This is a genomic window from Porcincola intestinalis (genome assembly GCF_009696445.1).
GTDB lineage: Bacteria > Bacillota > Clostridia > Lachnospirales > Lachnospiraceae > Porcincola > Porcincola intestinalis.
Genome location: NZ_VULZ01000015.1, coordinates 22,887 through 47,290 on the forward strand (window position 1 = coordinate 22,887; position 24,404 = coordinate 47,290).

22 protein-coding genes are annotated in these 24,404 nt (G+C 54.0%); 1 reads left to right on the forward strand and 21 read right to left on the reverse strand.

Annotated elements, in window-relative coordinates; translation table 11 throughout:
* Positions 1 to 15 precede the first annotated feature (15 nt).
* The 13 genes from FYJ35_RS12245 to FYJ35_RS12305 all read right to left on the reverse strand — a co-directional run bounded on the left by FYJ35_RS12245 (position 16) and on the right by FYJ35_RS12305 (position 13,747).
* Entirely contained in the window at positions 16 to 1,014 is a 999-nt protein-coding gene (locus tag FYJ35_RS12245) for a LacI family DNA-binding transcriptional regulator (RefSeq protein WP_154526940.1), read from the reverse strand.
* A 249-nt stretch (positions 1,015 to 1,263) separates the two neighbouring features.
* Positions 1,264 to 2,463, reverse strand: coding sequence for an N-acetylglucosamine-6-phosphate deacetylase (gene nagA, locus FYJ35_RS12250; protein WP_154526942.1), 1,200 nt, complete (start codon positions 2,461 to 2,463; stop codon positions 1,264 to 1,266).
* Complete coding sequence (gene nagB / locus FYJ35_RS12255) at positions 2,460 to 3,197, reverse strand: glucosamine-6-phosphate deaminase (RefSeq protein WP_154526944.1); 738 nt, start codon at positions 3,195 to 3,197, stop codon at positions 2,460 to 2,462. The genes nagA and nagB overlap by 4 nt, the downstream gene beginning before the upstream one ends.
* A 122-nt stretch (positions 3,198 to 3,319) precedes the next feature.
* Positions 3,320 to 4,321 (reverse strand): ROK family protein, encoded by a 1,002-nt coding sequence (locus FYJ35_RS12260; protein ID WP_154526946.1) that lies wholly within the window; start codon positions 4,319 to 4,321, stop codon positions 3,320 to 3,322.
* A 30-nt stretch (positions 4,322 to 4,351) separates the two neighbouring features.
* Entirely contained in the window at positions 4,352 to 5,269 is a 918-nt protein-coding gene (locus FYJ35_RS12265; RefSeq protein ID WP_154526948.1) for a dihydrodipicolinate synthase family protein, read from the reverse strand.
* A gap of 93 nt (positions 5,270 to 5,362) precedes the next feature.
* Positions 5,363 to 6,244, reverse strand: a complete 882-nt coding sequence (locus FYJ35_RS12270) for a carbohydrate ABC transporter permease (protein WP_154526950.1) — start codon at positions 6,242 to 6,244, stop codon at positions 5,363 to 5,365.
* A 9-nt stretch (positions 6,245 to 6,253) separates the two neighbouring features.
* Entirely contained in the window at positions 6,254 to 7,165 is a 912-nt protein-coding gene (locus FYJ35_RS12275; protein WP_277066963.1) for a carbohydrate ABC transporter permease, read from the reverse strand.
* A 101-nt stretch (positions 7,166 to 7,266) separates the two neighbouring features.
* A complete protein-coding gene (locus FYJ35_RS12280) occupies positions 7,267 to 8,586 on the reverse strand; it encodes an extracellular solute-binding protein (RefSeq protein ID WP_154526952.1) in 1,320 nt (439 codons plus the stop codon).
* 59 nt (positions 8,587 to 8,645) lie between these two features.
* Entirely contained in the window at positions 8,646 to 9,359 is a 714-nt protein-coding gene (locus FYJ35_RS12285) for an N-acetylmannosamine-6-phosphate 2-epimerase (protein ID WP_154526954.1), read from the reverse strand.
* Positions 9,360 to 9,604: 245 nt separating this feature from the next.
* A complete protein-coding gene (locus FYJ35_RS12290) occupies positions 9,605 to 10,636 on the reverse strand; it encodes a MurR/RpiR family transcriptional regulator (RefSeq protein ID WP_328597085.1) in 1,032 nt (343 codons plus the stop codon).
* Between the two features lie 40 nt (positions 10,637 to 10,676).
* On the reverse strand, positions 10,677 to 11,429 hold the full coding sequence (locus FYJ35_RS12295; RefSeq protein WP_154526956.1) for a hypothetical protein: 753 nt from the start codon (positions 11,427 to 11,429) through the stop codon (positions 10,677 to 10,679).
* Positions 11,430 to 11,549: 120 nt separating this feature from the next.
* A complete protein-coding gene (locus FYJ35_RS12300; protein ID WP_154526958.1) occupies positions 11,550 to 12,380 on the reverse strand; it encodes an alpha/beta hydrolase family protein in 831 nt (276 codons plus the stop codon).
* Positions 12,381 to 12,385: 5 nt separating this feature from the next.
* Positions 12,386 to 13,747 (reverse strand): sodium-dependent transporter, encoded by a 1,362-nt coding sequence (locus tag FYJ35_RS12305; RefSeq protein WP_154526960.1) that lies wholly within the window; start codon positions 13,745 to 13,747, stop codon positions 12,386 to 12,388.
* Positions 13,748 to 14,057: 310 nt separating this feature from the next.
* On the opposite strand from FYJ35_RS12305, the gene fliB reads away from it, so the two are divergent.
* Positions 14,058 to 15,185, forward strand: a complete 1,128-nt coding sequence (fliB, locus tag FYJ35_RS12310; protein ID WP_154526962.1) for a flagellin lysine-N-methylase — start codon at positions 14,058 to 14,060, stop codon at positions 15,183 to 15,185.
* A gap of 99 nt (positions 15,186 to 15,284) precedes the next feature.
* Here fliB and FYJ35_RS12315 read toward each other — a convergent pair whose 3' ends face one another.
* The 8 genes from FYJ35_RS12315 to FYJ35_RS12350 all read right to left on the reverse strand — a co-directional run bounded on the left by FYJ35_RS12315 (position 15,285) and on the right by FYJ35_RS12350 (position 24,381).
* Positions 15,285 to 15,827, reverse strand: coding sequence for an NADH peroxidase (locus FYJ35_RS12315; protein WP_154526964.1), 543 nt, complete (start codon positions 15,825 to 15,827; stop codon positions 15,285 to 15,287).
* Positions 15,828 to 15,866: 39 nt separating this feature from the next.
* Positions 15,867 to 16,337: a Fur family transcriptional regulator gene (locus FYJ35_RS12320; RefSeq protein ID WP_154526966.1), complete on the reverse strand. Its 471-nt coding sequence runs from the start codon at positions 16,335 to 16,337 to the stop codon at positions 15,867 to 15,869.
* Positions 16,338 to 16,451: 114 nt separating this feature from the next.
* A complete protein-coding gene (locus FYJ35_RS12325; protein ID WP_205839831.1) occupies positions 16,452 to 18,629 on the reverse strand; it encodes a sodium-translocating pyrophosphatase in 2,178 nt (725 codons plus the stop codon).
* Between the two features lie 223 nt (positions 18,630 to 18,852).
* Positions 18,853 to 20,136 carry an ABC transporter substrate-binding protein gene (locus tag FYJ35_RS12330; protein ID WP_154526968.1) on the reverse strand — a complete coding sequence of 428 codons (1,284 nt, stop codon included), beginning with the start codon at positions 20,134 to 20,136 and terminating at the stop codon, positions 18,853 to 18,855.
* Positions 20,137 to 20,199: 63 nt separating this feature from the next.
* Positions 20,200 to 21,300 (reverse strand): glycoside hydrolase family 172 protein, encoded by a 1,101-nt coding sequence (locus FYJ35_RS12335; RefSeq protein ID WP_154526970.1) that lies wholly within the window; start codon positions 21,298 to 21,300, stop codon positions 20,200 to 20,202.
* Positions 21,297 to 22,160 (reverse strand): carbohydrate ABC transporter permease, encoded by an 864-nt coding sequence (locus tag FYJ35_RS12340; RefSeq protein WP_154526972.1) that lies wholly within the window; start codon positions 22,158 to 22,160, stop codon positions 21,297 to 21,299. Before FYJ35_RS12340 ends, FYJ35_RS12335 begins: the two co-directional genes overlap by 4 nt.
* A gap of 11 nt (positions 22,161 to 22,171) precedes the next feature.
* A complete protein-coding gene (locus tag FYJ35_RS12345; RefSeq protein WP_154526974.1) occupies positions 22,172 to 23,059 on the reverse strand; it encodes a carbohydrate ABC transporter permease in 888 nt (295 codons plus the stop codon).
* 68 nt (positions 23,060 to 23,127) lie between these two features.
* On the reverse strand, positions 23,128 to 24,381 hold the full coding sequence (locus tag FYJ35_RS12350) for an ABC transporter substrate-binding protein (RefSeq protein WP_154526976.1): 1,254 nt from the start codon (positions 24,379 to 24,381) through the stop codon (positions 23,128 to 23,130).
* Positions 24,382 to 24,404 lie beyond the last annotated feature (23 nt).

A 24,404-nucleotide genomic window follows, 5' to 3' on the forward strand; every position in this document is an offset into this window, starting at 1 on the left:
AAATATAATTCATTTTCAGCTTCGCACGCTTCTGCGCTCGACCAGTTTTCCGGTCACCAGCGTTTTCACCGGATCGAGCTGCGGATTCTCAATCCGGTTCAGAATCCCTCTGACCGCCTCATATCCGATAAACCGCCGCTGGACATGGATCGTCGTGAGCGTCGGAGAGCTCACCGCCGCATACGGGATATCATCAAATCCGATGACAGATACCTCCTCGGGTACACGGATCCCTCTCTCCCGAAGCGCTGTTATGGCTCCAAGCGCGATGATGTCATTCACCGCAAAGAAACACTCCGGAAGCTCTTTTGTCCCGCTGGCATCCAGATCTCGAAGCATGTCTGCCCGTGCCCCCTTCATGTCCGGGCGCAGCCGGTGCTCCGGTCCCCAGAAGGAAAAGCCGAGTGATTCCAGACTCCTGAAAAAAAACCTGTTCCGGATCTCAAAGTTTTCGAAGGGAATGCTGCTGGTCAGCAGGCCGATCTTCGAAAACCCCCGCTGTTTCAGAAAGTTCAACGCAATCCATACATTCTCCTCGTTGTTCATACAGAGGCAGGGGTAGTTATAATTCGGAACCGGATTGTCGATCACAAGAAATGGAATCCGGATTGAAGCGATGTCTCCGTACATCGACGGCGAGATTTCCGAGGCAATCAAAATCGCGCCGGAATAACTGTCATAGCTCATTGCCTCCAGCTCTTCCCTCAGATCGCCTGATATGTTGACAATGGACAGGCCATAGCCCTCATTCTTCAGATTTTTCTCTATTGCATCGATAATTGCCGATATAAATCCCTGGTTTTCCTCAACCAGATAACCGCTGCCCCGATACTGAATGAGCAAAATACGATTACGCAGAACGACTTTTCTGCGCTTCGGCGAATACCCATACCGCTCAACCGCCTCCAGCACCTTCGCTCTGGTCTGCTCGCTGATATCGCCCTTATCGTTCAACACCATCGATATGGTTGCAGGGGAGACCCCGATCTCCCCTGCCAGCTCTCTGATTGTCATCGCTGTGCACCGCCTGTCTCTGCTGCGTCATTCGCTCCGGGCGCTCCCGGCATGTTTCCGGCCTTTCAGCATTCCGGCCCCGGCGCCCTTTCGGAAAGCTTTCACGGCCAGCCGCCTTTCCGCGTTTTCCGCTTCCGTTCCCGTCCTGTCTTTCCACCCAGTAAGCTAACTCGAATTCAGACAGCGGTCAACCATCAGTTTATTCACCCTTCATACCGGCGGACCTTTCAGCCACCGGGATGCCGGTTTTCAGCTTTCCGACGAGACAGCTTCTCTGCCGTCAATCCAGACCTTCCGCACCTTCAGAGATTTGTCAAGTGCTACCATATCTGCGCGCTTTCCGGCCCGGATCGAGCCGATCTCATGATCCATCCGGATCGCCCGCGCAGGCGTACTGCTGGCTGCAAGAACCGCTTCCTCCAGCGGCATGCCAAAGTCCACGACACGGCGGACGCCCTCCATCAGGGATATGACAGACCCGGCGATGGTGTTCGTCCCCTTCAGCATTGCTCTTCCGTTCCGAAGCGTGATCATCTGGCCGCCGAACGGATAATCTCCCTCCGGCATTCCGGTGCACCGGAGCGAATCGGACACCAGAACCAGATTCCTTCCGAACAGCTTCTCGGCCATTCTCATGACAGAGGGCTCTACATGCATGCCGTCACAGATCAGCTCTGCCGTCGCCCCGGCATCGTACGCTGCCGCAATCAGCCCCGGCTTTCTGTGGTGGATCGGCTGCATCGCATTGAACAGGTGCGTGACATGGCTGGCTCCGGCAAAAAAGGCCCGCATCGCTGTATCGTAATCGGCCATTGTATGTCCAAGCGAGACCGCGCAGAGCCTCGACGCTTCCCGCACAAATGCAATTCCGCCCTCGGTCTCCGGCGCCATGGTTACCAGGCGGACTGTCCCGCCCGCTGCCTCGTTGAGCCGTTTGAGCATCTCCACATCCGGAACATGGATGTTCTCCGGATTCTGCGCGCCGCGCTTCTCCATGCAGACAAACGGTCCCTCCAGATGAACGCCGACGGAGCGTGCGCCATCCTCCGGTCTTCTGAAATGACTGATCGTCCGGCACGCCTCTTTCAGCTCCGGTTCCTTGAGCGTCATTGTTGTCGGGCACCAGCTCGTCACGCCATTCTGCGCGTAGAAGCGGCTCATTGTCTGCATTTCCGCGTCGTCTCCGTCACTGGCATCTGCGCCCATCGCCGCGTGGGTGTGGATGTCCACCAGTCCGGGGATGATATAAAAACCGCTGTAGTCCAGAACATCCTCTGCCCCCTTGCCCCGCGCTCCGGGCCGTCCGTTCTCCTCCGTGCAGCCGGAGCCCGTATTCTGCATGGATGACGGCTTCATCCCCGGGGTGAAGATGCTGAACCGCTCATCAAACTCCAGCGTCCCACTCTGGAACGCCGACCCGATCAGGATATGATCACTGTATAATTTCATTGCGCGCCCTCCATTTCCGAAAGCGCCTCCTCATCCGCCACCAGGACAAAATCAGGATGGAGCTGCAGCACCGACGCCGGAACCTGCGGTACAACCGGTCCGCAGAGGGCTTCCTTCAGGATGCCTGCCTTGCTCTTTCCGCTGACAACCATCAGCACGCGGCGCGCCTTCATGATGCCCGCAACGCCCATGGTGTATGCAAAGCGCGGCACTTCCTCCTCCGAGGAGAAGAACCGCTTGTTGGCCTGGATGGTGGAGTCGGTCAGCGCAACCTTGTGTGTGCCGGCCGGAAAGAAGTCCTCCGGCTCGTTGAACCCGATATGTCCGTCCGGTCCCAGCCCGAGCAGCTGCAGATCCGTCCGCCCGGTCTTTTCCATCACTGCGTCGTATTCCGCGCAGGCCTTCTGCGCATCCGCCTGCTTTCCATCCGGGAAATGCGTATTCTCCGGCCTGATGTTAACCCGGTCAAACAGGTGATGGTGCATGAACCATACGTAGCTCTGATCGCTCGTGATGTCCAGTCCGCAATACTCATCCAGGTTGACCGTCCGGACCCCGGAGAAATCCAGCGCTCCGTCCTTATACATCTTCACCAGCTCGTCATAGGTACCGACCGGACTCGAACCCGTTGCCAGGCCGAGGACACAGTCCGGCTTCAGAATCACCTCCGAAGCGATAATCTCAGCCGCCCGGCGGCTCATTTCACAATAGTCTTTTGCACGAATGATTCTCATATCTTCTCTCCTGTCTCCTTGCCGTCTTCTGACACTGGTGTCATCCGGCGCATCTGTGTCTGCGTCCTTCTCAGTACCCGGATCTTCTCTGCGCAGGCTTCCGGCGTACTGTCCTCCGCCGCTCAGCGTCCCTGCCGTTTTCTCTGCATCTTCTGAAAATGCAGATACGCCCCGATCATGCCTGCATCATTGCCCTGCCGCGCCATCGTCAGCTCTGTTTCCTGTGCAATGGAAGGGATCAGATACCTGTCCAGTGCGCTCCGGATCCTCGGGTACAGATATTCCTTCTGCGCCATCACGCCCCCTCCAAGCACGACAACCTCCGGGTTGAGAACATAGCATATATTCGCGATGCCTTTTCCAAGGATATCACACATGCGGTCAATCTCGCTGACACAAATCGGATCTCCTTCCCTGGCCGCCTCGAAAATATGCTGCCCTGTCCAGATCCTGCTCACATCATCCGGCGCGGTTGTATCCCCACCTGCTGCATGCCCGTCGGCTTTATCCCCACCGGCTGTATCCTCATTAGCTGTATCCCTGTCCGTTTTCTCCTGAAGCTTCTGCTCCGCAATCCGTCTCAAAAGAACGCTCATGGCACCGAGGCGCTCAAACTGTCCGCCTTCCAGATTCATGTAGCCGATCTCACAGCCGCTGCCGGAATGTCCATGGTAAACATCGCCCTTCCATACAAAGCAGCCTCCGATTCCGGTTCCGACTGTCAGACAGAGCACGCTGTCTCTGCCCCTCGCGGCCCCAAGGACAGCCTCCGACAGACCGGCGCAGTTGACATCATTCTCGATCTCACAGGGCAGGCCTGTCTTCTCCTCAATGATGGTCTTGAACTCCGTTCCGGCATAGTCCGGAATGTTGGGGCCAGAGTAGAAAATCCGCCCCCTCCCGGTGTCCACCATCCCTGCGGAGGAAATGCAGACCCCGTCTGCCTTTTCTCCGCCCGATGTGAAGGATGAGATAATCTCCAGGACCTTTTCCACGATCCCCGTTCCGCCAAGCCAGGCTTCAGTCGGCCGCTTTCCTTTCTCCAGAAAGCGAGCGGTCTTTCCTTCCATCAGGCCGTACTTGATGTCCGTCCCTCCAATATCGATGGTAATGAATCTGTCCATAGTCATCCTCACACTGCGCGCTGCTGCCGCTTACAGGTACTTCGCCCTTGCGTCCCGGATCATCCCGGCCGCCTCCTCAACAGTCTGTTCATCCTCCGGAGCAAGAGAAGAAAGCGGACGCCTGACATCGCCGATGTCCAGTTTCTCATTGCGGCGCAGAATCTCCTTGATCACAGCATACATATTGCCATGCGCTGAGCACATCTTGTAAATCACGGCATCGACAGCGTACTGGATGGCTCTTGCCTCCGCAATCTTCCCCTCCTTCAGCAGTGCGTCCATCTTCAGGAAAAGCTCCGGCATGACGCCATATGTACCTCCGATGGCGCCTTCCGCACCGATCACGCGGCCGCTGATAAACTGCTCGTCCGGACCGTTGAATATGATATAGTCATCCCCCGCCTGCTGCCTGAACATCTGGATATCCTGCACCGGCATGGAAGAATTCTTCACTCCGATGACACGCGGATTCTTTCTCATTTCCGCAAACAAAGACGGTGTCAGCGCCACGCCCGCCAGCTGCGGGATGTTGTAGATCACAAAATCGGTGTTCGGCGCCGCCGCGCTGATGTCATTCCAGTACTGAGCAATTGAATATTCCGGCAGATGAAAATAGATCGGCGGAATGGCCGCGATGGCATCGACTCCCAGGCTCTCCGCGTGCGCCGCCAGCTCCTGACTGTCCTTTGTATTGTTGCAGGCTACGTGGCAGATCACGGTCAATTTTCCCTTCGCAACGCTCATCACGTTCTCAAGAATCGTCTTACGATCCCGGACACTCAGGTAGATGCACTCTCCCGAAGAGCCATTGACATAGACGCCCTTCACACCCTTGTCAATGTGGTACTGCGTCAGCCTTCTGACAGCCTCCGGACTGACATTGCCCTCCTTGTCATAGCATGCGTAAAATGCAGGGATCACACCCTTATACTTGTCAAGATTTCTCATGTTTTAAGCTCCTCCGTATACTTTTTTATCCGTTCCCAAACGCAGCACAAACGTACCGGAAGGATTTCCCGGCACGTTCTGCTCCTCTGTTCTTCAGCCCTTCACCGCGCCAAGCGCGATGCCCTGCGTGAAGTATTTCTGGAATATGATGAAGACTGTCAGAATCGGCGCCGCCGCAAGTGTCGCACCGGCCATGATCAGGCCGAAGTCCGTCGCGTTCTCCGCCTGGATCTTCGCAATACCAAGCGAAATGGTGAGATTCTGATTGCTGTTCACCATGATCAACTGCATGAAATAGTCATTCCATGTGTTGATGAAAGTAAAAATCGCAAGCGCCCCGATCCCCGGCTTTACCATCGGCGTTACAATCTGGGTGAATGTCCTTGCCTCGCTTGCTCCGTCCACGCGCGCGGCCTCGAGCATCTCCCCGGGGACACCCTCTGAAAACTGCTTCATGAGGAAGACCCCGAACGGCCAGCCGACGGTGGGGATGATGATCGCCCAGATGTTATCATACAGATGAAGCGCCGACATCTCACGGATCAGCGGAATCAGTATAACCTGCTTGGGCAGCGCCATCGCGCACACGATCAGTGTAAACAATAATTTCTTTCCTGTGAAGCGTTTCTTTGCAAGTGCATATCCTGCCATTGTCGCGGTGATGCAGGTCAGAATCATCGCCATGACGGCGATGAAGACCGTGTTGAACAGCCACCGGAACGCTGCCGGCGCCTTCGGCCCGAAGAAACCGAACAGATGGTCAACACTTCTCTTTGCGAAAAGCTTCTGAAAATTCGTCAGGACCCACTGCTTTGGAAACCAGTCCGGCGTCGTTGCGTTGATGGACGCATTCGTTTTGAAAGCGCCCGTCACAATCCAGTACAGTGGAAAGATAAAGAAGATTGCCAGCACGATCAGGATGATCAGCGAGATGACCTTGTATGGCGTTATTTTTTTAATACCGGAATTTTCCATCGTCACCCCTCACTTTTCTCTCGCAAACCGGAACTGCAGCGCTGACAGCACCGCGATGAAGATTGCCAGCACGACACCCATCGCGTTCGCATATCCGTAGCGGTAGCGCTTGAAGCACATGTAGTAAATGTAGTACATGATCGTATCGGTGGAGTGGTTCGGCCCGCCGGATGTCAGCAGCTGGATCAGCGCAAAGCACTGGAAGCTGTTGATGGTCGTGATAACCAGAACATAGAGGGTGGTCGGCCTGATCTGCGGCCACTTGATCTTCCAGAATACCTGATGATTCGTTGCGCCATCCACCTCTGCCGCCTCAATCAGAGACTGGTCAACATTGCCAAGCGCGGAGACATACAGGACGATCGGCTGTCCGACGGATGTCGTCAGCAGAATCAGGATGATACAGCCAAGCGCGTACTTCGAATCCCCCAGCCAGTTGATGTTCTTTGAAAGGATCCCTGTCTTCGTCCCGACATAATTCAGAACGCCGTAGTAGTTGTTGAAAATCCATTTCCAGACAACGGTGACAGCGACGGAGCCGGTGACAACCGGAAGATAGAAGATACAGCGGAAGGCCGAGAGCGCCCACCCCTTCATCTGGTAGATCACCGAGGCGATCCACAGCGAAAACACACACACAATCGGAACCGAGACGACGACGATGATCAGTGTGTTGACCAGCGCCTTCAGGAACACAGGATCCTTCCAGAGCTCCACATAGTTTCCAAATCCGATAAAGACATCCTTCACATCCTTGCCCATCGTCGAGTCGAAGAAGCTTGTGTAGACGCAGAGCACCATCGGGAGGATGACAAAACCGACGAAGAAGACAAGACTGGGGGCCAGAAATGTATATGCCACCCTTGTCTCTCTCCTTGCCAGTACCTTGCTTCTTGACTGAGCCTTGGTTGTACCAGCCACAGCGAATTCCTCTCTTTCTCATTGGAAGCGCCCACCTTCCGAAGGAAGCGGGCGCCAAAGATACTGACAAATTGACCGGCAGATTCGCCTGCCCTTCCGCCTTATGCCTTTGCGGCCTCGTTGGCGGTCTTCTGGAACGCGGTCAGCTCACTCTGGATGTCTGCGCCGTTCCCGATGTTCTGAAGCATATTCCACCATGCGGTACGAGCCTCTGTCCAGCCCGGGACGACCTGATAATAGTCTCCCATCGCCGGCATGAACTTCTCGGTGAACATGGTCATGGTATCCGCGATATCGGTTCCGTCATAGACACCGGTCATCTTCGTGTGTACCGGGAAGAAGGAAGAAACCTTGACACTCTCCTTTGCCTGATCCGGATCGTTGCAGATGAAACGGATGAATTCCTTGGAAGCCGCGATCTTGTCCGCATCGCCGTTGTCAAAGATACCGAAGCCCCAGATACCGCCGCAGAGCTTTGCCGCGGAGCCGTCCTCGGTCGGGAACTGCATCGGGATGATGTTGTCGCCGTTGTTGGTCTTTCCTGCCTCGCCGTTGTCGGTATTGTTCTGCTGCGCTGCATTCCAGCAGAAGGAAACCGCAAGTGTTCCGTTTCTGAAGAGCTGGATCTCATCGCCGCCGACCAGAGACGCATCGAAGTTGATGCCCTTCTGATCAACCAAGGCCTGGAGAGCCTTGGCATTCTCCGGACTGTCGACGGTGTACTCGGTGTGCTCTGCATTCGTGAATGTTCCGCCGTACAGATTGTTCACCAGTGCTCTTGTTCCCTGATCGCCGCCCTGCCCTGCGCAGTAGACAGCCGCTACATTCTCCTGGCCACTGTCATAGACTGCCTGGACAGCCTTGAAGAAGTTTTCCGTCGACCAGGTGTGGTTGTCGATATCAAGATACTGAAGGGCATCCGCATTTTTGAAAATGGTCTCATTGACCGCCATGCAGTGCGCGACCATGCAGAGCGGATACTCGTAATACTTGCCGTCGCTGCTCTTGCAGGCTGCCGAAACATTCTCGTACAGATCCGAGGAAGCATCGTCTGCGAACAGATCTGAGAGATCCACCATCAGCCCTCTTGCGCCCCAGTTTGCGACCAGTCTCTCAGGCCCCTCCAGCACCAGATCCGGTGCCTGTCCGCCTTCGATCGCGGTGTTGACCTGGTCATCGCCGTTCGTGTAGTCCAGGTACTCAACTGTGACGTTGACGTTCGGATACTTCTCGTTGAAAGCCTTGATCAGGCCATCCACGTTCTCGCTGTTGCCATATCCGCCGACCGGATAGGTCCAGAGTGTGATATCCGCCGCAAGATCTGACGACGCCGCTCCTTCTGTCTCTCCTGCGAATGCCGTCATTCCCATGCTCATCGCCATGACCGCCGCCACCGCAAGTGCCGTTGCTCTTCTTTTCATAGATGCTATCCTCCTTGAAATGCTGCGCTTTTGCGCCTTTCATTGATTCCTTAATGTGGTTATTCCTGCTGTTCTCTCGCCAGTGTCTCGAGCGCCTCCGCGAAGGGCTTCGCAATCAGCTGAGGCCTGGTAATGATGGAACCGACGACCACCGTAAACGCGCCAAGCTCAATCACCCGCCTCGCCTTCTCCGGCGTGTTGATGTTGCCCTCGGCAATCACTCTGGCATGCCGGACACCCGCAATGATGTCTCTGAGTATCTTGAAATCATCTGCGGCGATCTTGTCGCCTGCGCTCTCCGGTGTATATCCGACCATCGTACAGCCGACAAAGTCAAACCCGAGCTCATCGGCGTGAATGGCTTCTGCCACCGTGGAACAGTCCGCCATCAGCAGCAGTCCCGGGTGTGTCTCCCGGATCTCTGCATAAAACTCATCCAGCGTCTTTCCGCCCGGACGGAGCCGGTCTGTCGCATCCAGCGCGATAATCTCCGGCTTCACCTCCATCAGCTCATCAATCTCTCTCATGGTCGGCGTGATGTAGATACCGCTGTCCTCGTAATCCCTCTTGACGATTCCGATAATCGGAAGATCGACAATTCTCTGAATTTCAGCAATATCTTCCTTTGTGTTCGCCCGGATCCCGCGCGCCCCGGCCATCTTTGCCGCCAGCGCCATCCGACCCATGATAAACGATGAATGAAGTGGTTCGTTCGGAAGCGCCTGGCAGGAAACAATCAGCCTTCCCTTCAGTGCCTCAACCTTCGCATTCATTCGCTTTCCCTCCTTGACTGCACTATAGCATATATAAAATAATTTTCAACATATTTTCTATTATGAAAATTATATTCTCCATTTCTGACAATTCTGCCTCTCTCCGTTTGTGCAATCTGTTTGACGAGAGCTGCTTTACCCCTGTTCCCGGCTCCGGGGCCGGACGACAGGCCTGCAAAAAGGCCGATCGCCTTCAAAAAAAGACTGCCGGGGATCCGTCAGCCGGATCCTCGGCAGTCTGAACTTCAGAACAGTTTTTCGACAACTGCCTTTGATGTTCTGCGGTTGTTTTCGGCGGATTCCCTTCGCGTCTTCTGGTAATAGGCCTGAAACAGAATATCGATGATGTGGAGCTGGCTCATCTTCGCTCCCATGGAACCGCCCTCTAGCGGTCCTTCATTGGACCCGCAGATCAGCACGACATCCGCGTACTCTGTGAGCGGAGATTTCAGGAAACGGGTGATCACAATGATTCTCGCCCCGGCCTCCTTCGCGATCTTCGCCACATAGACATTGTCCTTCGTCGCTCCCGAGTAGGATATGAAAAACAGCAGGTCTTCTGCGTCTGCCATGGATGCCGCCATGGCCTGCATGTGCGGATCCGTGATGGTGCGCACCTTCGGTGTGATCCGGAGGAACTTGTTGCGCGCTTCCTCCGCCGCAAGCAGGCTGTCACCGATCCCGAAAAACTGGACACTGCGGGACCGGATCATCAGATCCACTGCCGCATTGACTGTCTCCGGGCGCAGCAGCGCATTCGTCTCCCGGATGGCATTGATATGAGTCTGCAGGATATCCGCGAACATCTGTCCTGTCGCAACCTTGCCGTTCCCGTCTGCAGACCCCTCATCAGACTCCGGCTCCTCCGGCGTCGTGCTCAGAGAAAGCTTCATCTTGAATTCCTGATATCCCTTCGCTCCGACCTTCCGGCAGAACCGGTGGATGCTCGCCTCCGCGACACCGCATTCCTCCGCGAGCTCCGTGATCGACATGAACAGAACGCCGCCCGGCTTTTTCAGGATATAGTCGGCAATCTTCCGCTCCGTCTTCGTGTACTGGTTGTATGAAAGGCTGATCTCCGTCAGCAGGCTGGATCCTTGCATATGGTTCTTCCTCGTGGCAGTTTCCCCCTCACCCGGCCAGTCCGCCTCATCCTTCATCTGTCGGATCAGCTTCCGGCGCCCTTGCCGGATGAAAATATCATCTTCAGTATAGCACCTTCTGCCGCCGCTCCGCATCAGAACAGCTCCGGTTCCGCCTCCAGCACCATTCTGCACCGCCGCGGTCTTTTTTCACTTCCCGCACCAGAACGGCCTGTCAGCCTGCCGCCATCACCATACTGCGGATATACTTCTTCACCGCCTTCGACGCATACCGGCTGTAATGCTTGAGATCATAGCCGCCCCGTCTTTTCTGAAACCCTCTTCCATCCTTGCGCGGCCGGTCAAGGCCTCTCCTCTCCAGATACTCTCCTGCGTCAATGTATATGTCCGGAAAGTTCTTCTTCAGCGCACGGTTCATGTAATGCATGTTTCCTCTTGAATAGGGCTTCCGCTCGGCAGCCGGGAATATGCTTGCCACATAGAACTTCCGGTTCGGATAGGCACGCATCCATTTCTGATACTCCTTTACGACCCTCTTCGCGTTGCTTGAAACCCGGGAGCAGCCATTGCAGCCAAAGTTCAGGACGATCTTTGCATTCGGATAGGTCTTCAGCGCGTCGCGAAGATATTTCCCAAGCTGTCCGCAACGGCTGTAGTTTTTGTTGTATCGAAGTTCGCCGATCGATGCTCCATCGCGATAGATCAGCCCATCCCGCTTGTCCTTCACATGGTGGAGATCGTAAAACCATGTCCTGGAATCTCCGACATACAGGATAATATCACTCCGTTTCCTGTCAACCGACGGCCTTCTGTAAGCCGGATCCTTGTAATTTGCCTCTGCAACCCCTGAAAAGAGCAGGCAGACAGCCATCAGCATCACAGCGCACAGAACCGGCCGGAGCTTAGCGAGCCTGCCTCCGGATATCCCTTCCTGTTTCATCACCCACCTGTTTCTTTCCATCCTCATCCCACGCTTTCCTGCCACCTGTTATTTTCACTCAAGTTTCGGCCATTATGCAGGCATTTATTTGAACAACTTCAATCCTGCAACGCAGCCCGCCGGTCGTCAAGCCCCGCATGTCATCGATCAGTCACCGCGCTTCTGGCTGCATATTCCCGGAACGGCTGCGCAATCCGCCTCCATTTCCCGGAGAAATGCCCCCACAGCGTCTGTGACAACCTCCAGGTGACGGTCATAGCAGTGATCATCGCCCGGCACCGGCACCAGTCTGGCATTATGGTACCGTCTGGCCGCATCCTCGGCATACCTGTATGGAACCGTCTCATCCTCGGTCCCGTGGATGATCAGCACCGGTTTCCGAAACCCATCGATTGCCTGCTCGACCGGAAGGACTCTTCCGGTTCGAACATAATTGCCTGTCACATACTTTCCCTCTGTGATCTTCACACGATCCGGAATGAACGCGGGATCGAACTTCTCCGCAAAGACCTCCCCCTTCCGGCAGGCATCCCGGATCATAATCGCCGGGGAAAGGGGGATAATCGCCTTCAGCTGATCTTCCTTGAGCGCTGCGGCAAGCATCACTGCGAGCCCGCCCTGTGAATGGCCGGTCAGATACAGACTGCCGGCAAACGGAAGGCTCCGGGCATAATCGATGATGTACAGAAGCTCTCCCACCCACTCCAGCAGGTTGTGATTCAGAAAGTCTCCATCCGTTTTCCCATGTCCGTAAAGCTCCACCCGGAGCGCCGCGGCTCCTGCCTGCAGGACAGCCTGCGTCACCGCAGTGATGTGGCGCTCCTCCATGTGTCCCGTCAGGCCATGAACGACAATCACCAGCGGAATCCGCACAGCTCCTGGCTGCATCACCTTCTCAACTGTCCGGTCACCCGGAATCGCCAGCTTCGCGTGGATCCGAAACCCATCCTTGTCAATGTAGAATTCTTTTTCGTCCATGACGTTTAAACCAGTCCCATCACAAATACAATTCCGAACAGCATCGGCAGAATCCAGGTCAGATAGAAGCGCATCCAGCCCCTGACCTTCAGCCCCTTCCCGGTATTCGCCTCTGCCATAAATGCCTTCCAGCCCCAGCCGGCCTTCCTTGTGCAGAAGATGCAGAACGTCAGAGAGCCAAGCGGCAGCACCAGGTTCGAGACGATGAAATCCTCCAGGTCCATGAAGGTCGAGCTGCCGCCCATCGGATGCACGCCCGCAAGCAGATTCGGCCCGAAGGCACAGGGTGTCGCCAGCAGAAGCATCAGGGCACCGTTCAGAAGGCTGGCCTTCTTCCTGCTGAAGCCCGTTAAATCCATGAACATCGCAATGATGTTTTCAAATACCCCGATCACGGTCGAGAACGCCGCAAATGTCATGAATACAAAGAACAGTGCGCCCCACAGGCGTCCCATCGCCATATGGTTGAATATATTCGGCAGTGTCTTGAAGATCAGCGCCGGTCCTGAATCCGGGCGTACACCGTATGCAAAGCAGGCCGGAAAGATGATCAGACCGGAGGTAAATGCTACAAAGGTGTCCAGCGCTGCGACGTTGACAGACTCTCCCAGAAGTGCATGATCCTTCCCGATATAGCTCCCGAAGATCGCCATTCCGCCCATGCCGATCGACAGGGTGAAGAACGCCTGGTTCATCGCATTCTGGATCACATTCCAGATGCCGGCGCGGCGGATTTCCGCCATGTTCGGCGTCAGGTAAAACAGTAGACCTTCCCGTCCTCCCTGCATAAAGATGGAGTGAACCGCCAGCACGACCATGATCAGCAGAAGCGCGATCATCATCCCCTTCGTAATCTTCTCCACCCCTTTCTGAAGCCCGAGACTCAGGATGAAGAATCCGATGATGACCGAGACCGCCATGAAGCCCCACTGCCTCAGAGGGCTTGCCATCATCTGGTCGAACTGTTCCGACACGCCCTCGGCATCGAGTCCCTCGAACGTCCCCGTAGCCGTTGCGAAGAAGTACTGCAGCATCCATCCGCAGACGACCGTATAAAACATCATCAGAATATAGTTGCCTGCAAATGCAGCATATCCGTGGATATGCCACTTGCTGCCCTTCGGCTCCAGAACCTTGTACATCTTCACCGGACTCTTCTGTGCCGCCCGTCCCATTGCGAATTCCATCGTCATCACCGGCACACCCATCAGAAGCAGAAATACCAGATAAATCAGGACAAATGCGCCTCCGCCGTACTGCCCGACCAGCCACGGGAACTTCCATACATTCCCGATCCCGATAGCGCAGCCCGCCGACAGCAGGATAAAGCCCAGCCGGCTTCCAAGATGTTCTCTTTGATTCTCCATGATGTCAAAACGCTCCTCAAGCAAAATATACAAGAAACTGTTCTTGTCAACTGTCAGATTGGTCAATTATACAACAGTTTTCCATTCTTGTCCCGGAATCATCAGTTGAGCCTTGAACTTCATGACCCAAATTCATGATCCGAAATCCATGTACCGGAAACAGTTGAAATCCTTGCCCGTGGGGATATGATGATATGAGTGTCTAAAGTACCTTTTGCCACTCATTTATGATTACACGTGGTTTCGCTGCTCTTAAGCTCCCACCACGCTGCCACATTCGGCATTCTCATACATCTGAGGAGACAACACCATGACCTACGATTACCCTTCATACTACAGCCAGTTTCACTGCATCGGCGGAAGCTGCCCCGACAGCTGCTGCATCGGCTGGGAAGTAGACATCGATGAGGAGACCTGCGACTACTACAAGTCCCTGAAAGGACCCTTCGGAGACAGACTTCGCGCCCACATCAAAGAGGACGGAACCGACCGGTACTTCCCCCTGTGCGAAGACGGCCGATGTCCATTTCTGAACCGGGAGAACCTCTGCGACATCATCACGCAGCTTGGAGAGGAGAGCCTCGCGCAGGTCTGCATGGAATATCCGAGGTACTTTCTCGAGGAGGGCGGATTTGAGCAGATCGACCTGTCCCTGTCCTGCATGGAACTGGGGCGGATCTTCTTTGAAGACCCCGATCCCATCGAATACATCCGTGAGGAAATGCCCGACACGGATGCAGACGCAGAGCCCATACCGGATACGGCACCGGATGGCCGCCTGGCGCATGTTCTCGATATCCGGGACGACTGCATCGCCATCCTGGAAGATAGAAGCCGCACACTGGCCGATCGTTTTCTTGAAGTTCTGCGCCTGTATGGCCCGGGATACAGTCACAGTGAAAGTCCGGACGCGCAGAACAGCCCGAAGAATACAGCCTGCGGCGGAGATCAGACAGACGGTTTCCGGCTGACTCGTCTCCCGGCACTGCCGGAGCAGATGTCCCGGCTGGAGATTCTGGACGACCGGTGGACCGACATGCTCGCCGGGATGAACCGGCAGGTCTCTGAACTTCCGGATGGATCGCTTCCGGATGTCACGATCCCGGAATTCATCGGGCAGCCTCTCCTGTGGGAGGAGCTGTCGCAAAGCACTCATGGAAAACTGACGGTCTGGTTTGAAAAGCTCGGCTGCTACTTCTGCTTCCGCTATATCACCGACTCTTACTTCCAGCCAGCCCAATATACAGATGCTGAAAAGGTGGCATCCGCCATCCATTTTTGTGCAAAATCCGTCTGCTTTCTGTATCTGATGTGCATCTCCAGATACCTCAAAAACGGCAAACACTTCGAAATCCAGGACGTCATCGATCTCGCCCATCTCTACTCCAGAGAAGTCGAGCACAGCGACGAGAATGTAGAATATCTGAAAAACTGCTGAATCACCCGATGATAAGCGGACGCCGTCAAAAAAGGAGTGGCAAACATGCCACTCCTTTCCGTTTTATCCTGTTCTGTTCAGCCGCTGACTCTGAGCATCTCAGCCAAAGTATCTCTTCAGCAGTCCGGCGAATGCACGGCCATGTCTTGCCTCATCGCGAGCCATCTCATGGACAGTGTCATGGATTGCGTCAAGGTTCAGTGCCTTCGCTCTCTTCGCCAGATCCGTCTTGCCTGCGGTCGCGCCGTTCTCAGCATCCACTCTCAGCTGAAGATTCTTCTTGGTGGAGTCTGTTACCACCTCACCGAGCAGCTCTGCGAATCTGGATGCATGATCAGCTTCCTCAAATGCTGCCTGACGATAGTACATGCCGATCTCCGGATAGCCCTCACGCATCGCGACACGGCTCATTGCCAGGTACATGCCAACCTCAGAGCACTCACCGTTGAAGTTCGCACGAAGATCTTCCTTGATGTCATCCGGTACATCGGAAGCAACACCGACAACATGCTCAGCTGCCCATGTCATCTCCTCTTCCTGCTTTCTGAACTTGGAAGCCGGAGCGCCGCAGACCGGGCACTTCTCCGGTGCAGTCTCACCCTCATAAACGTAACCACAGACATTACATACCCACTTTGCCATAATTCAAAATCCTCCTGATTATCCACTGTTTTCCCCGGTTCATGCCGGGAAGTCAACCTCTGTTTCCTGAATTGCTGTCTTCCTGTCAGATGTCTCCGCTGAGCTGAGCTTTTCTTTTTCTTCTTTCTTCAGGCATTCGCCGCAGACCCCGTAGAACAGGATGCTGCAATCCTCAATCCGCCCGTCAAACTGATCTGCTGCCAGCAGTTTGATCTTGCTGCAGTCGATAAAATCATTCATATCGAGTACATTCCCGCAGCACCTGCAGATAAAGTGATTGTGCGGATGCGTGTCACCGTCGTAGTGTTCCGCCCCTGTTCCTGTTGTGATCTTCTTGGCTTCCCCAAGCTCAACCAGCAGCGACAGATTCCGGTAAACCGTCCCGAGACTGATATTCGGATAAACATTCCGGATATCCTTGTAGATCATGTCCGCCGTCGGGTGATCTTTCCGGTGCCGAAGATTCTCGGCGATCGCGTCTCTCTGACGACTATGCTTCAGCCCTGCCATATGTCACATCCTTTCCTTCGTAACGATCATTCCTTTGAATCAGGAATCATTATCATTACTGAAGTTAATATAGCCCTCCCTCAGTCATTTGTCAACACCTATTTTTAAGAATCTTTATCTGATCATCCGCCCGAGCAGGTTATACTGCGCAAAGACCGGCACAATCACAAGTGACACCGTCGATATGATTTTGATGAAGATATCCAGGCAGGGCCCGACCGTATCCTTCAGCGGGTCTCCGACCGTGTCACCGACAACTGCCGCGTCATGTGCGGGCGTATTCTTCGCTGCCCCCTTAACGCCGCCGATTTCGATGTACTTCTTGCCGTTGTCCCATGCACCGCCCGCATTCCCGCAATAGATAGCAATCATGATGGCACTCAGCGTTGCCCCGATAATCAGCCCGCCGACAAACTGCGGCCCGAACAGGAAGCCGCAGGCAACCGGTACCAGGATCGCGAGAAATGAAGGCAGCTTCATCTCCCCGATCGCCCCTTTGGAGGAGATGCTGATGCAGGTCCGGTAGTCCGGCTTCTCGGTTCCATTCAGAATTCCGGGACGCTGCCGGAACTGGCGCCGGACTTCATCAACCATCTTTCCGGCCGCCTTTGCGACCGCATCGATCAACATGCCCGAGAACAGGTACGGCAGCGCAGCACCTGCGACAGCGCCGGCCAGCACCATCGGCTGCATCATATTGAGAACCAGATCTGTCCCGGCGTCGTTGAACGAGTACAGATACGAAATCATCAGCGCCATGGCTGCCAGGGCACCGGACCCGATCGCGAACCCTTTCCCGATCGCTGCCGTCGTATTGCCGACAGCGTCAAGCGTATCCGTAATCCGTCGGACATCCGGATCCAGGCCGCTCATTTCCGCGATGCCGCCTGCATTGTCGGAGATCGGCCCGTATGTATCGACCGAAACGGTCGCGGTGACAAATGACAGCATCCCCATCGCCGACATCGCAATGCCGTACATCCCGCAGACCGCGTAGCTGATCACAATCGCTGCCGCAAGGATGATGCAGGGTGCCATACAGGAACGCATCCCGAGCGCCATCCCGGATGTGATGGTCAGCGCCGGTCCCTCCTTCGAGGCATTCGCCAGCTTCTGCGTCGGCTTGTATGCCGCAGAAGTATAATATTCCGCCAGCATCCCGATCACAACGCCCGCCGCAATCCCGGCTGCCGAGGCAACCCACGGCGACAGCGCGCCGGCAGAAAACCCAAGCGCCGCTTCGAGAACCGTCATATCCTCATTTCGGAAAAGGAAAAAAGAGACCAGAAGCCCGAGCAAGATGGTCGCGCCTGCCGCCACATAGGTCGCCCCGTTCAGATCCCGGTGCGGATCAGCGGACATTTTTTTCTTGAAGAGCAGGCTTGCGATCCCGATGCAGCAGGAAATGAGTCCCACGGACACAAAGATCAGCGGAAACAGAATGCACTTGTCCAGCTGCTGCCTGGTCATGCCGGTGCCGAGTGCCTCAGACTGCAGGAACATGTGGTAGGCCAGAATGATGCCCGAGCAGATCGCCCCGACATAGCTCTCCAGCAGATCGGAACCTAGTCCTGCGACATCCCCGACGTTATCGCCTACATTGTCCGCGATCGTCGCCGGATTGCGCGGGTCATCCTCCGCAATATGCGCCTCCGTTTTTCCGACAAGATCGGCGCCCATGTCTGCCGCCTTGGTGTAGATCCCGCCGCCGACACGGTTGAACATCGCAACGATCGAGCAGCCCAGCGCGTAGCCGGACAACGTCATGGTAAATGGAATGAACCGAAGTCCCAGAAAGTTGACATGGGAAGCCTCCGTAACATGAAGCTGTCCCATGCCGAGGCCAAAGATAAGATAGACGAAGAACAATCCGAGAAGGGCAAATCCGCCGACACAGAGTCCCATGACGGAGCCGCCGCGAAATGCAACCTTCACGGTCGCGCCAATGTCCTTTGTCGATCTGGCGCGCTCCGATACGCGGACATTGGCATAGGTGGCTATCTTCATGCCGATAAAACCGGCCAGGCTCGACATCGCTGCCCCGATCGCCAGGGCAGCGCCAGCCTGCCACATCGTGAGGATCCCGATCACGGCCGCCACGATGACAATCACGAAAAACAGAACCTTGTACTCATACGATATAAACGCAGCTGCTCCCGCCCGGATGGCAGACGCAATCTCCCGCATCTGCCCGTCCCCCTCCGGCAGCTTTTTCACCCCGAAGAAATTGAACACCGCAAAACATAACGCCAGAATCGATGCAAACAAGACGAGAATCATCAGCAGCTGCATAAGCACACCTCCGTTCAGTTTTCATATACTGCTTTTCATTCTTCGATCCGGTAACCATTTCTTTCATTCTAACATCCGCAAATATACGATGCCCTCGAAAAGCTGAACAAAATTTAGTCTGATTTATTATCCATTCTGCTAAATTAAGAGGAGCGCAAAAAGAGCCCGGCAGGCTGCATCACCATGCAGTCTGCCGGGTTCTTTCTTATAATCAGAACGATAATCAGGATTTACGCTCATCCACGATATTCTGCGCACCAGCACAGAAACTGTCCATTGTAATATCCCCAGCTATGTACTTTTGAAACAGCGTTCCCATACTCTTAATTCCGCTCATCGGGTTATCCGTAAGATACCGCGGAAGCAGTTCATAAGTGTTGACATAAGACCGGATCGCTTCAATATCCGGGATATCCAGCCTGCCTTTCCTTAGAATATCGAGTCTTGCCGGAGCCCTGTGAACGCAGTTGCTGTAATATTCCGCCCCTTCATCGCTTGTAATATATCGGATAAATGCCTTTGCGGCTTCCTTCCGAACGGAAGAATGGTTAATCGCAAGCTGCCAGGTCGCAATGATCGTCCTTTTCTCATAGAATGACGGAATATTGCTGACATGGATGCCCTTTCCGGAATATTTTCCGGAATTCAGAAATATATTCATCGCTCCGCTGTACATATAGACGCATCCGTACCTGCCATCGATGAATTTCTGTTCCATCTGATCATACTGATCCAGCATCTGATCTTCCGGTGTCTGACCATTTTCCAAAAGCTCCTTCAGGTATTGAACCGCTGCCCGGCTGTTTTCATCGTCCCAGTCCAGATAATTGCCGCCAAACAGATTGACTGTCTGGAAAAGATCATTGTATGCATAGGACTGTTCCCACGCTGAGCCGTAAGCATATCGGTTCCTTCCATAATCGTATTCCAGAAAATGATCATACCGGTCCTTCGATCCCAGATCGGAAACCCCGGCTTCTTCCAAAAACTCCTGATTGACCCACAACATCATGATGTCCAGCATGTAAGGAGCGGAATACACCGTACCATTATAAGTGCAGACCTTTTGAAAATATGACTCCGGAAAGCTGCTTCTGATATCCTCTGGCAGCACATCGTCTCCCAGTGGCTCCAGGTATCCCTTCGGGATGAACTCCGATGCCATTTCGTCATTGATTGCAATCAGATCGATGTCCTGATTACCGGATGTCAGAAGGTTCGATATCTGCGCTTCCCTGCTTTCTGCATCCTGGGCGGTCGCTTTCAGATGGATCTTAATTCCCAGCTTTTTCTCTGCCTGCTCAACAAAATCCTGGAACTCTTTTACAGATGCGTCCGGAGTCAGGATTGTCAGTTCCCGCCCTGTTTCTGTTGTTTCCGTGGTTTCTGTTATCCCTGAATCATTTTCCATTCGGAACCTGCTCCGTTCAGATTGTCGGAAAACCAGAAAGACCACGAAACAGGAAACCAGCACAAGGACAATGGCAAGTCCTGTCTTTCCTTTCATATTTTTCACCTCTTCGGCCCGCAGGATTCGCGAAGAACGCTCTATATCATGGCTCCGGCAGGCTTACCTTGGCCATCTGTCCTCCACTCCTGGAAGCTCCGGGAACGGCTCATGCGGGAGCTGCTGGTACCAGTATGCAACCGACGCGACGTCATCCTGTCTTTCAAACAGCCCCCTGTAACCGACGCCAATCTGCTGGATCGTCACGCGGATATCCTTGCTGAATGCAATCGGGTCCTCGATGTGCCACCTGTAAAACCCCCGCTGCGGCATGGTATCATCGTTGTGATACAGGTTGTGCTCCGTGTCATGGCTGGAGTAATACGGATAGCCCAGATAAGGCGTGCAGTACTGCTGCTCAACTGTTTTTCCATTCTCCTGTCTCGCAAAGCTCCAGGAGCCGCCGAAATAATCCTCTGTACCAGTTCCGCAGATCGTCGGGTACTCCCGGTCACCATCCAGGTAGAACTTGACCTCTCCTTCTCCGTACCAGTATCGCTCCAGCGTAGTCAGTGCCAGATAGGTTCCGACATACTGTCCTCTTCCCTTCACTCCGTCCAGAATGGTGTAATCAATACCCTTCTGGGTGATTTTCTCCCTGCGCCACTGTGCATGAAAATAGAGCGCATCCTCCGGGAGGGCTTCCACAAGGCTGTAGTCCACCTGGTAGAAAAAGGCCGGAATCGGGTTTTTATGCTGATTTTCCAGCTCAATCCGGGCACTCTTCCTGAACGGCATCTGGAAATAACAGTTCAGCCCCCGGTTCGGCACCACCGCGATCGGCAGAGAATTGACCATGCAGGCTCTTCCGAACCCGCAGCAGAAGAAATCCCCAAGTGGTACCTCCACAGACGGAAGTGTCTCATCATCCCAGTAAAAGCGGAGCACCAGATCCCGCAAGACAAAACAATCTGCATCTGTCGTTTTGTAAGGCACGGTGATCCAGATGTGCCGAATGATGCCGGGACCTTCAATTGCCGCAAGATTCACCCTCGCGCCGGAAGGGATATCATGCAGGCAGGGTGCCCCCTTCCGGGACGGTCCAAGCCCGCTAGCCGCCATGCCGCCCCTGCCCTTCTCTCCGGTTGGGTTTTCTGCATTGATCGACCGGCTTTCCATATGTTGATCCAGAAACAAGTTTCCGAGTGATGTATATCCGCTCATGCCTTCACGCCTCCTGCCATAATCCCATCCATGATCTGCTTCTCGAAGATTGCGACGAACAATATGATCGGCATCAGAATGATCCAGCCCATCGCCGATGTCAGATCCCAGGGTACGCCATACATATTATCACGAAGAGGAAGCTGGACGATAGCGACCGACAACACCTGAATATGATTTGAGTAGTACAAAGGTGTAAAGAAATTATTCAGACATGAGATAAAGTTGATGATGCAGACGGTTGCGATCGCCGGCTTCATCAGCGGCAGTATAATATACCGCATGCGCTGCCAGAATCCCGCTCCGTCAATCGCTGCAGCCTCCTCCAGTACAACCGGAATCCCCCCGACAAACCCTCTCAGAATCAGAATCGTGAACGGAACAATGCTGCTGATATACAGGATGATCAGTCCCGGATAGGTGTCAAACAGCCCGACTTTTCTCATGAATTCATACAGCGGCCTTGCCGTGACCACCTCCGGAATCAGCATCGTTGCAACAATGAACAGAAACGCCAGATTGACGCCCTTCCTGTCCCTGAACCGATAAAACCCGTAGGCTCCGAGGATGCAGATGAAGGTTCCCACGATCAACGTAACTCCGATGATAATGATTGTGTTCCGGATCTTTTCAAGCAGGCCGACATGGCTCACCAGGAACTGGTAGCTCTCAAGTGACGGGTGCTTCGGAAGGTATTCAATGGGGGATTTGAACAATTCCCCGGGCGGAGTAATCGAGGATATGAATATCCAGTAGACCGGCATCAGAACGACAAATGCAATCAGCGCAAAGACAACCCAGCGGATGATACAGATTCCGATCTTTCCGGATGTTCCGTTACTGATCCTTTTTATTTTCATGGCTGCTCCTTTTATGTCTCAAACTTTTTACTTCCAGTAATTCTCATATTGATGAGTGAGAAGGCCATCATGATCAGGAACAATACAACCGCCATGGCAGATGCATACCCGATGTTCAGATTCGTGAATGCCTCTGTCGTGATTCGGTACGCTATCAGCGCCGTATCTTCCCCTGGTCCTCCGGAAGTCATCGAATAGACAAGGTCAAATGAAGTCAGCCTCCACAGTGTGAATGGAATACAGAGTGTCGCCACCCCCTTTGCGATCAGCGGCAGAGTGATTTTCGTAAAGCACTGTCTGGCGGAAGCGCCGTCAACCTTTGCTGCCTCATACAGATCCCCTGATATGAACTGCAGGTTCGACAATACCAGAATCGCAAAGAACGGAAGATCCTTCCAGAGATCCACCGCAATCACAGCTGCTCTCGCAGACCCCCTGTAGATCAGCCAGTTATACTGAAAGCTCGGGACAATCCTTCGGATCAGATCATTGATCAGGCCATAGTCGTTATTGAACGCCCACTTTGCGGCCATACCTGCGACGACAGAGGGCATTGCCCAGGGAATCAGGACAATCGTCCGGAGGAACCTCTGCCCTTTGAACTTCATGTTCAGCGCCATCGCAAGCAGCACACCCAGTGTAATATGAAAAAACATCGAGACAAAGACAAAGATAACCGTAAACTGGATCGAGATCAGTACCTTCGGATCATGAAACATCCGGATATAATTCTCAAACCCGCAGAACACATTCTTTCCGGCAAGGAGCCGTATGTCAAAAAAGCTGTCCCTGATTGTCTTTGTGACCGGATATATCGTTGTAAATGCCCTCAGGATGACAACCGGAAGCACCAGCAGCCATGGAAGGAGAGCCATCGCCTTCGATTTGCTTCTGTACATGTGATATTTCCTTCCTCCTCAGACAACAGCCGGGGGCAGGATTTTCTGCCACCGGCTGTATGAAGATTTTACTGGTACTCCTCTACGTATCCCTGTGCCTGGGAGAGGAAGTCATCGATCGAGATCTCATCTCTCATATAGGACTGGAAGATCGTTCCCATCGCACTGATGAACTCCATTGTCTGCGGCAGCATCGGCCTTCCCTGTACGTTGCACTCCTTTGCGTATTCCGCGTACATCTTCTTGACAGGATTGGAATCCGGAACAATTTCCTCCGCCAGATCCGCCCTTGCCGGATAACGGTCAAAATACTTGTAGCTTGCCTCCATCCCGTCTTTCCCGGTCATGTACTGAAGGAATTTGACCGCAGCGTCCTTGTGTTCGGATGCGGCATTCAGGACATAGCTCCAGGAGTCTGTAAAGATGGATCTGCTTCCGTCCTCCGCGAAGGACGGAACCATCGCCATATGGATCTTGTCATCTCCGAGCATATCCGCATTCGCATAGTCGGTTCCAGTTCCCCACATAAACCAGCAGCCGTATTTTCCATCGATTGCCTTCGGATTCATCTGCTCATACTTGTCAGGAAGCTGGTCAAGAGAGGTATAACCCTTCTGGACAAGCTCATGAAGGAATTCCATCGCCTCCTTGTTGTGCGGATTTGTCCAGTCGTAGTAATCTCCGCCAAACATATTGACAAACTGTGCAATCTCATTGAATACATATGTTTTTTCCCATGATCCGCCATATCCGAACCGACCGTTTCCGGAAACAGCTTCCATATACTTCATGAAATCATCCTTTGTGTCGATCGACTTGATGCCGACTTCATCCATAATCTGCTGGTTGACCCAGAATGCCAGGTAACCGGTATAAGACGGGACACCGATGACCTGGCCGTCCACGTTCGTAATCATCTGGTCGACATAGCCTTTAGCGAACTTGTCGCGGACGTCGTCCGTCATCACTGTGTCATTCAGTCCCTCCAGCCATCCGGAATTTTTGAATGTCGTACTCATCTCATCGTTGATCTCGATGATATCAACCGATGAGTCTCCGGTCGACAGCATGGTCGTAACCTTCTGCTGTCTCGTGTCAGAGTCTGTAGGTGCCGCAATGACATTAATCTTCAGCCCTGTTCCGCTCTCCACATCACTTAGCCAGTCCTTGAATTCCGGATCTGTCGTCTGGATGGAATACAGTGTGAGATCATAGTCTCCTGACGCTTCTGTCGACTCTGCCATTGCCGGAACCGCTCCACAGCCAAGCGCCATTCCTGCACTTAATGCCAGACTGAGCATTCTCCCTGTTCTTCTTTTCATCTCGTTTCCTCCTTCTCAAAAAG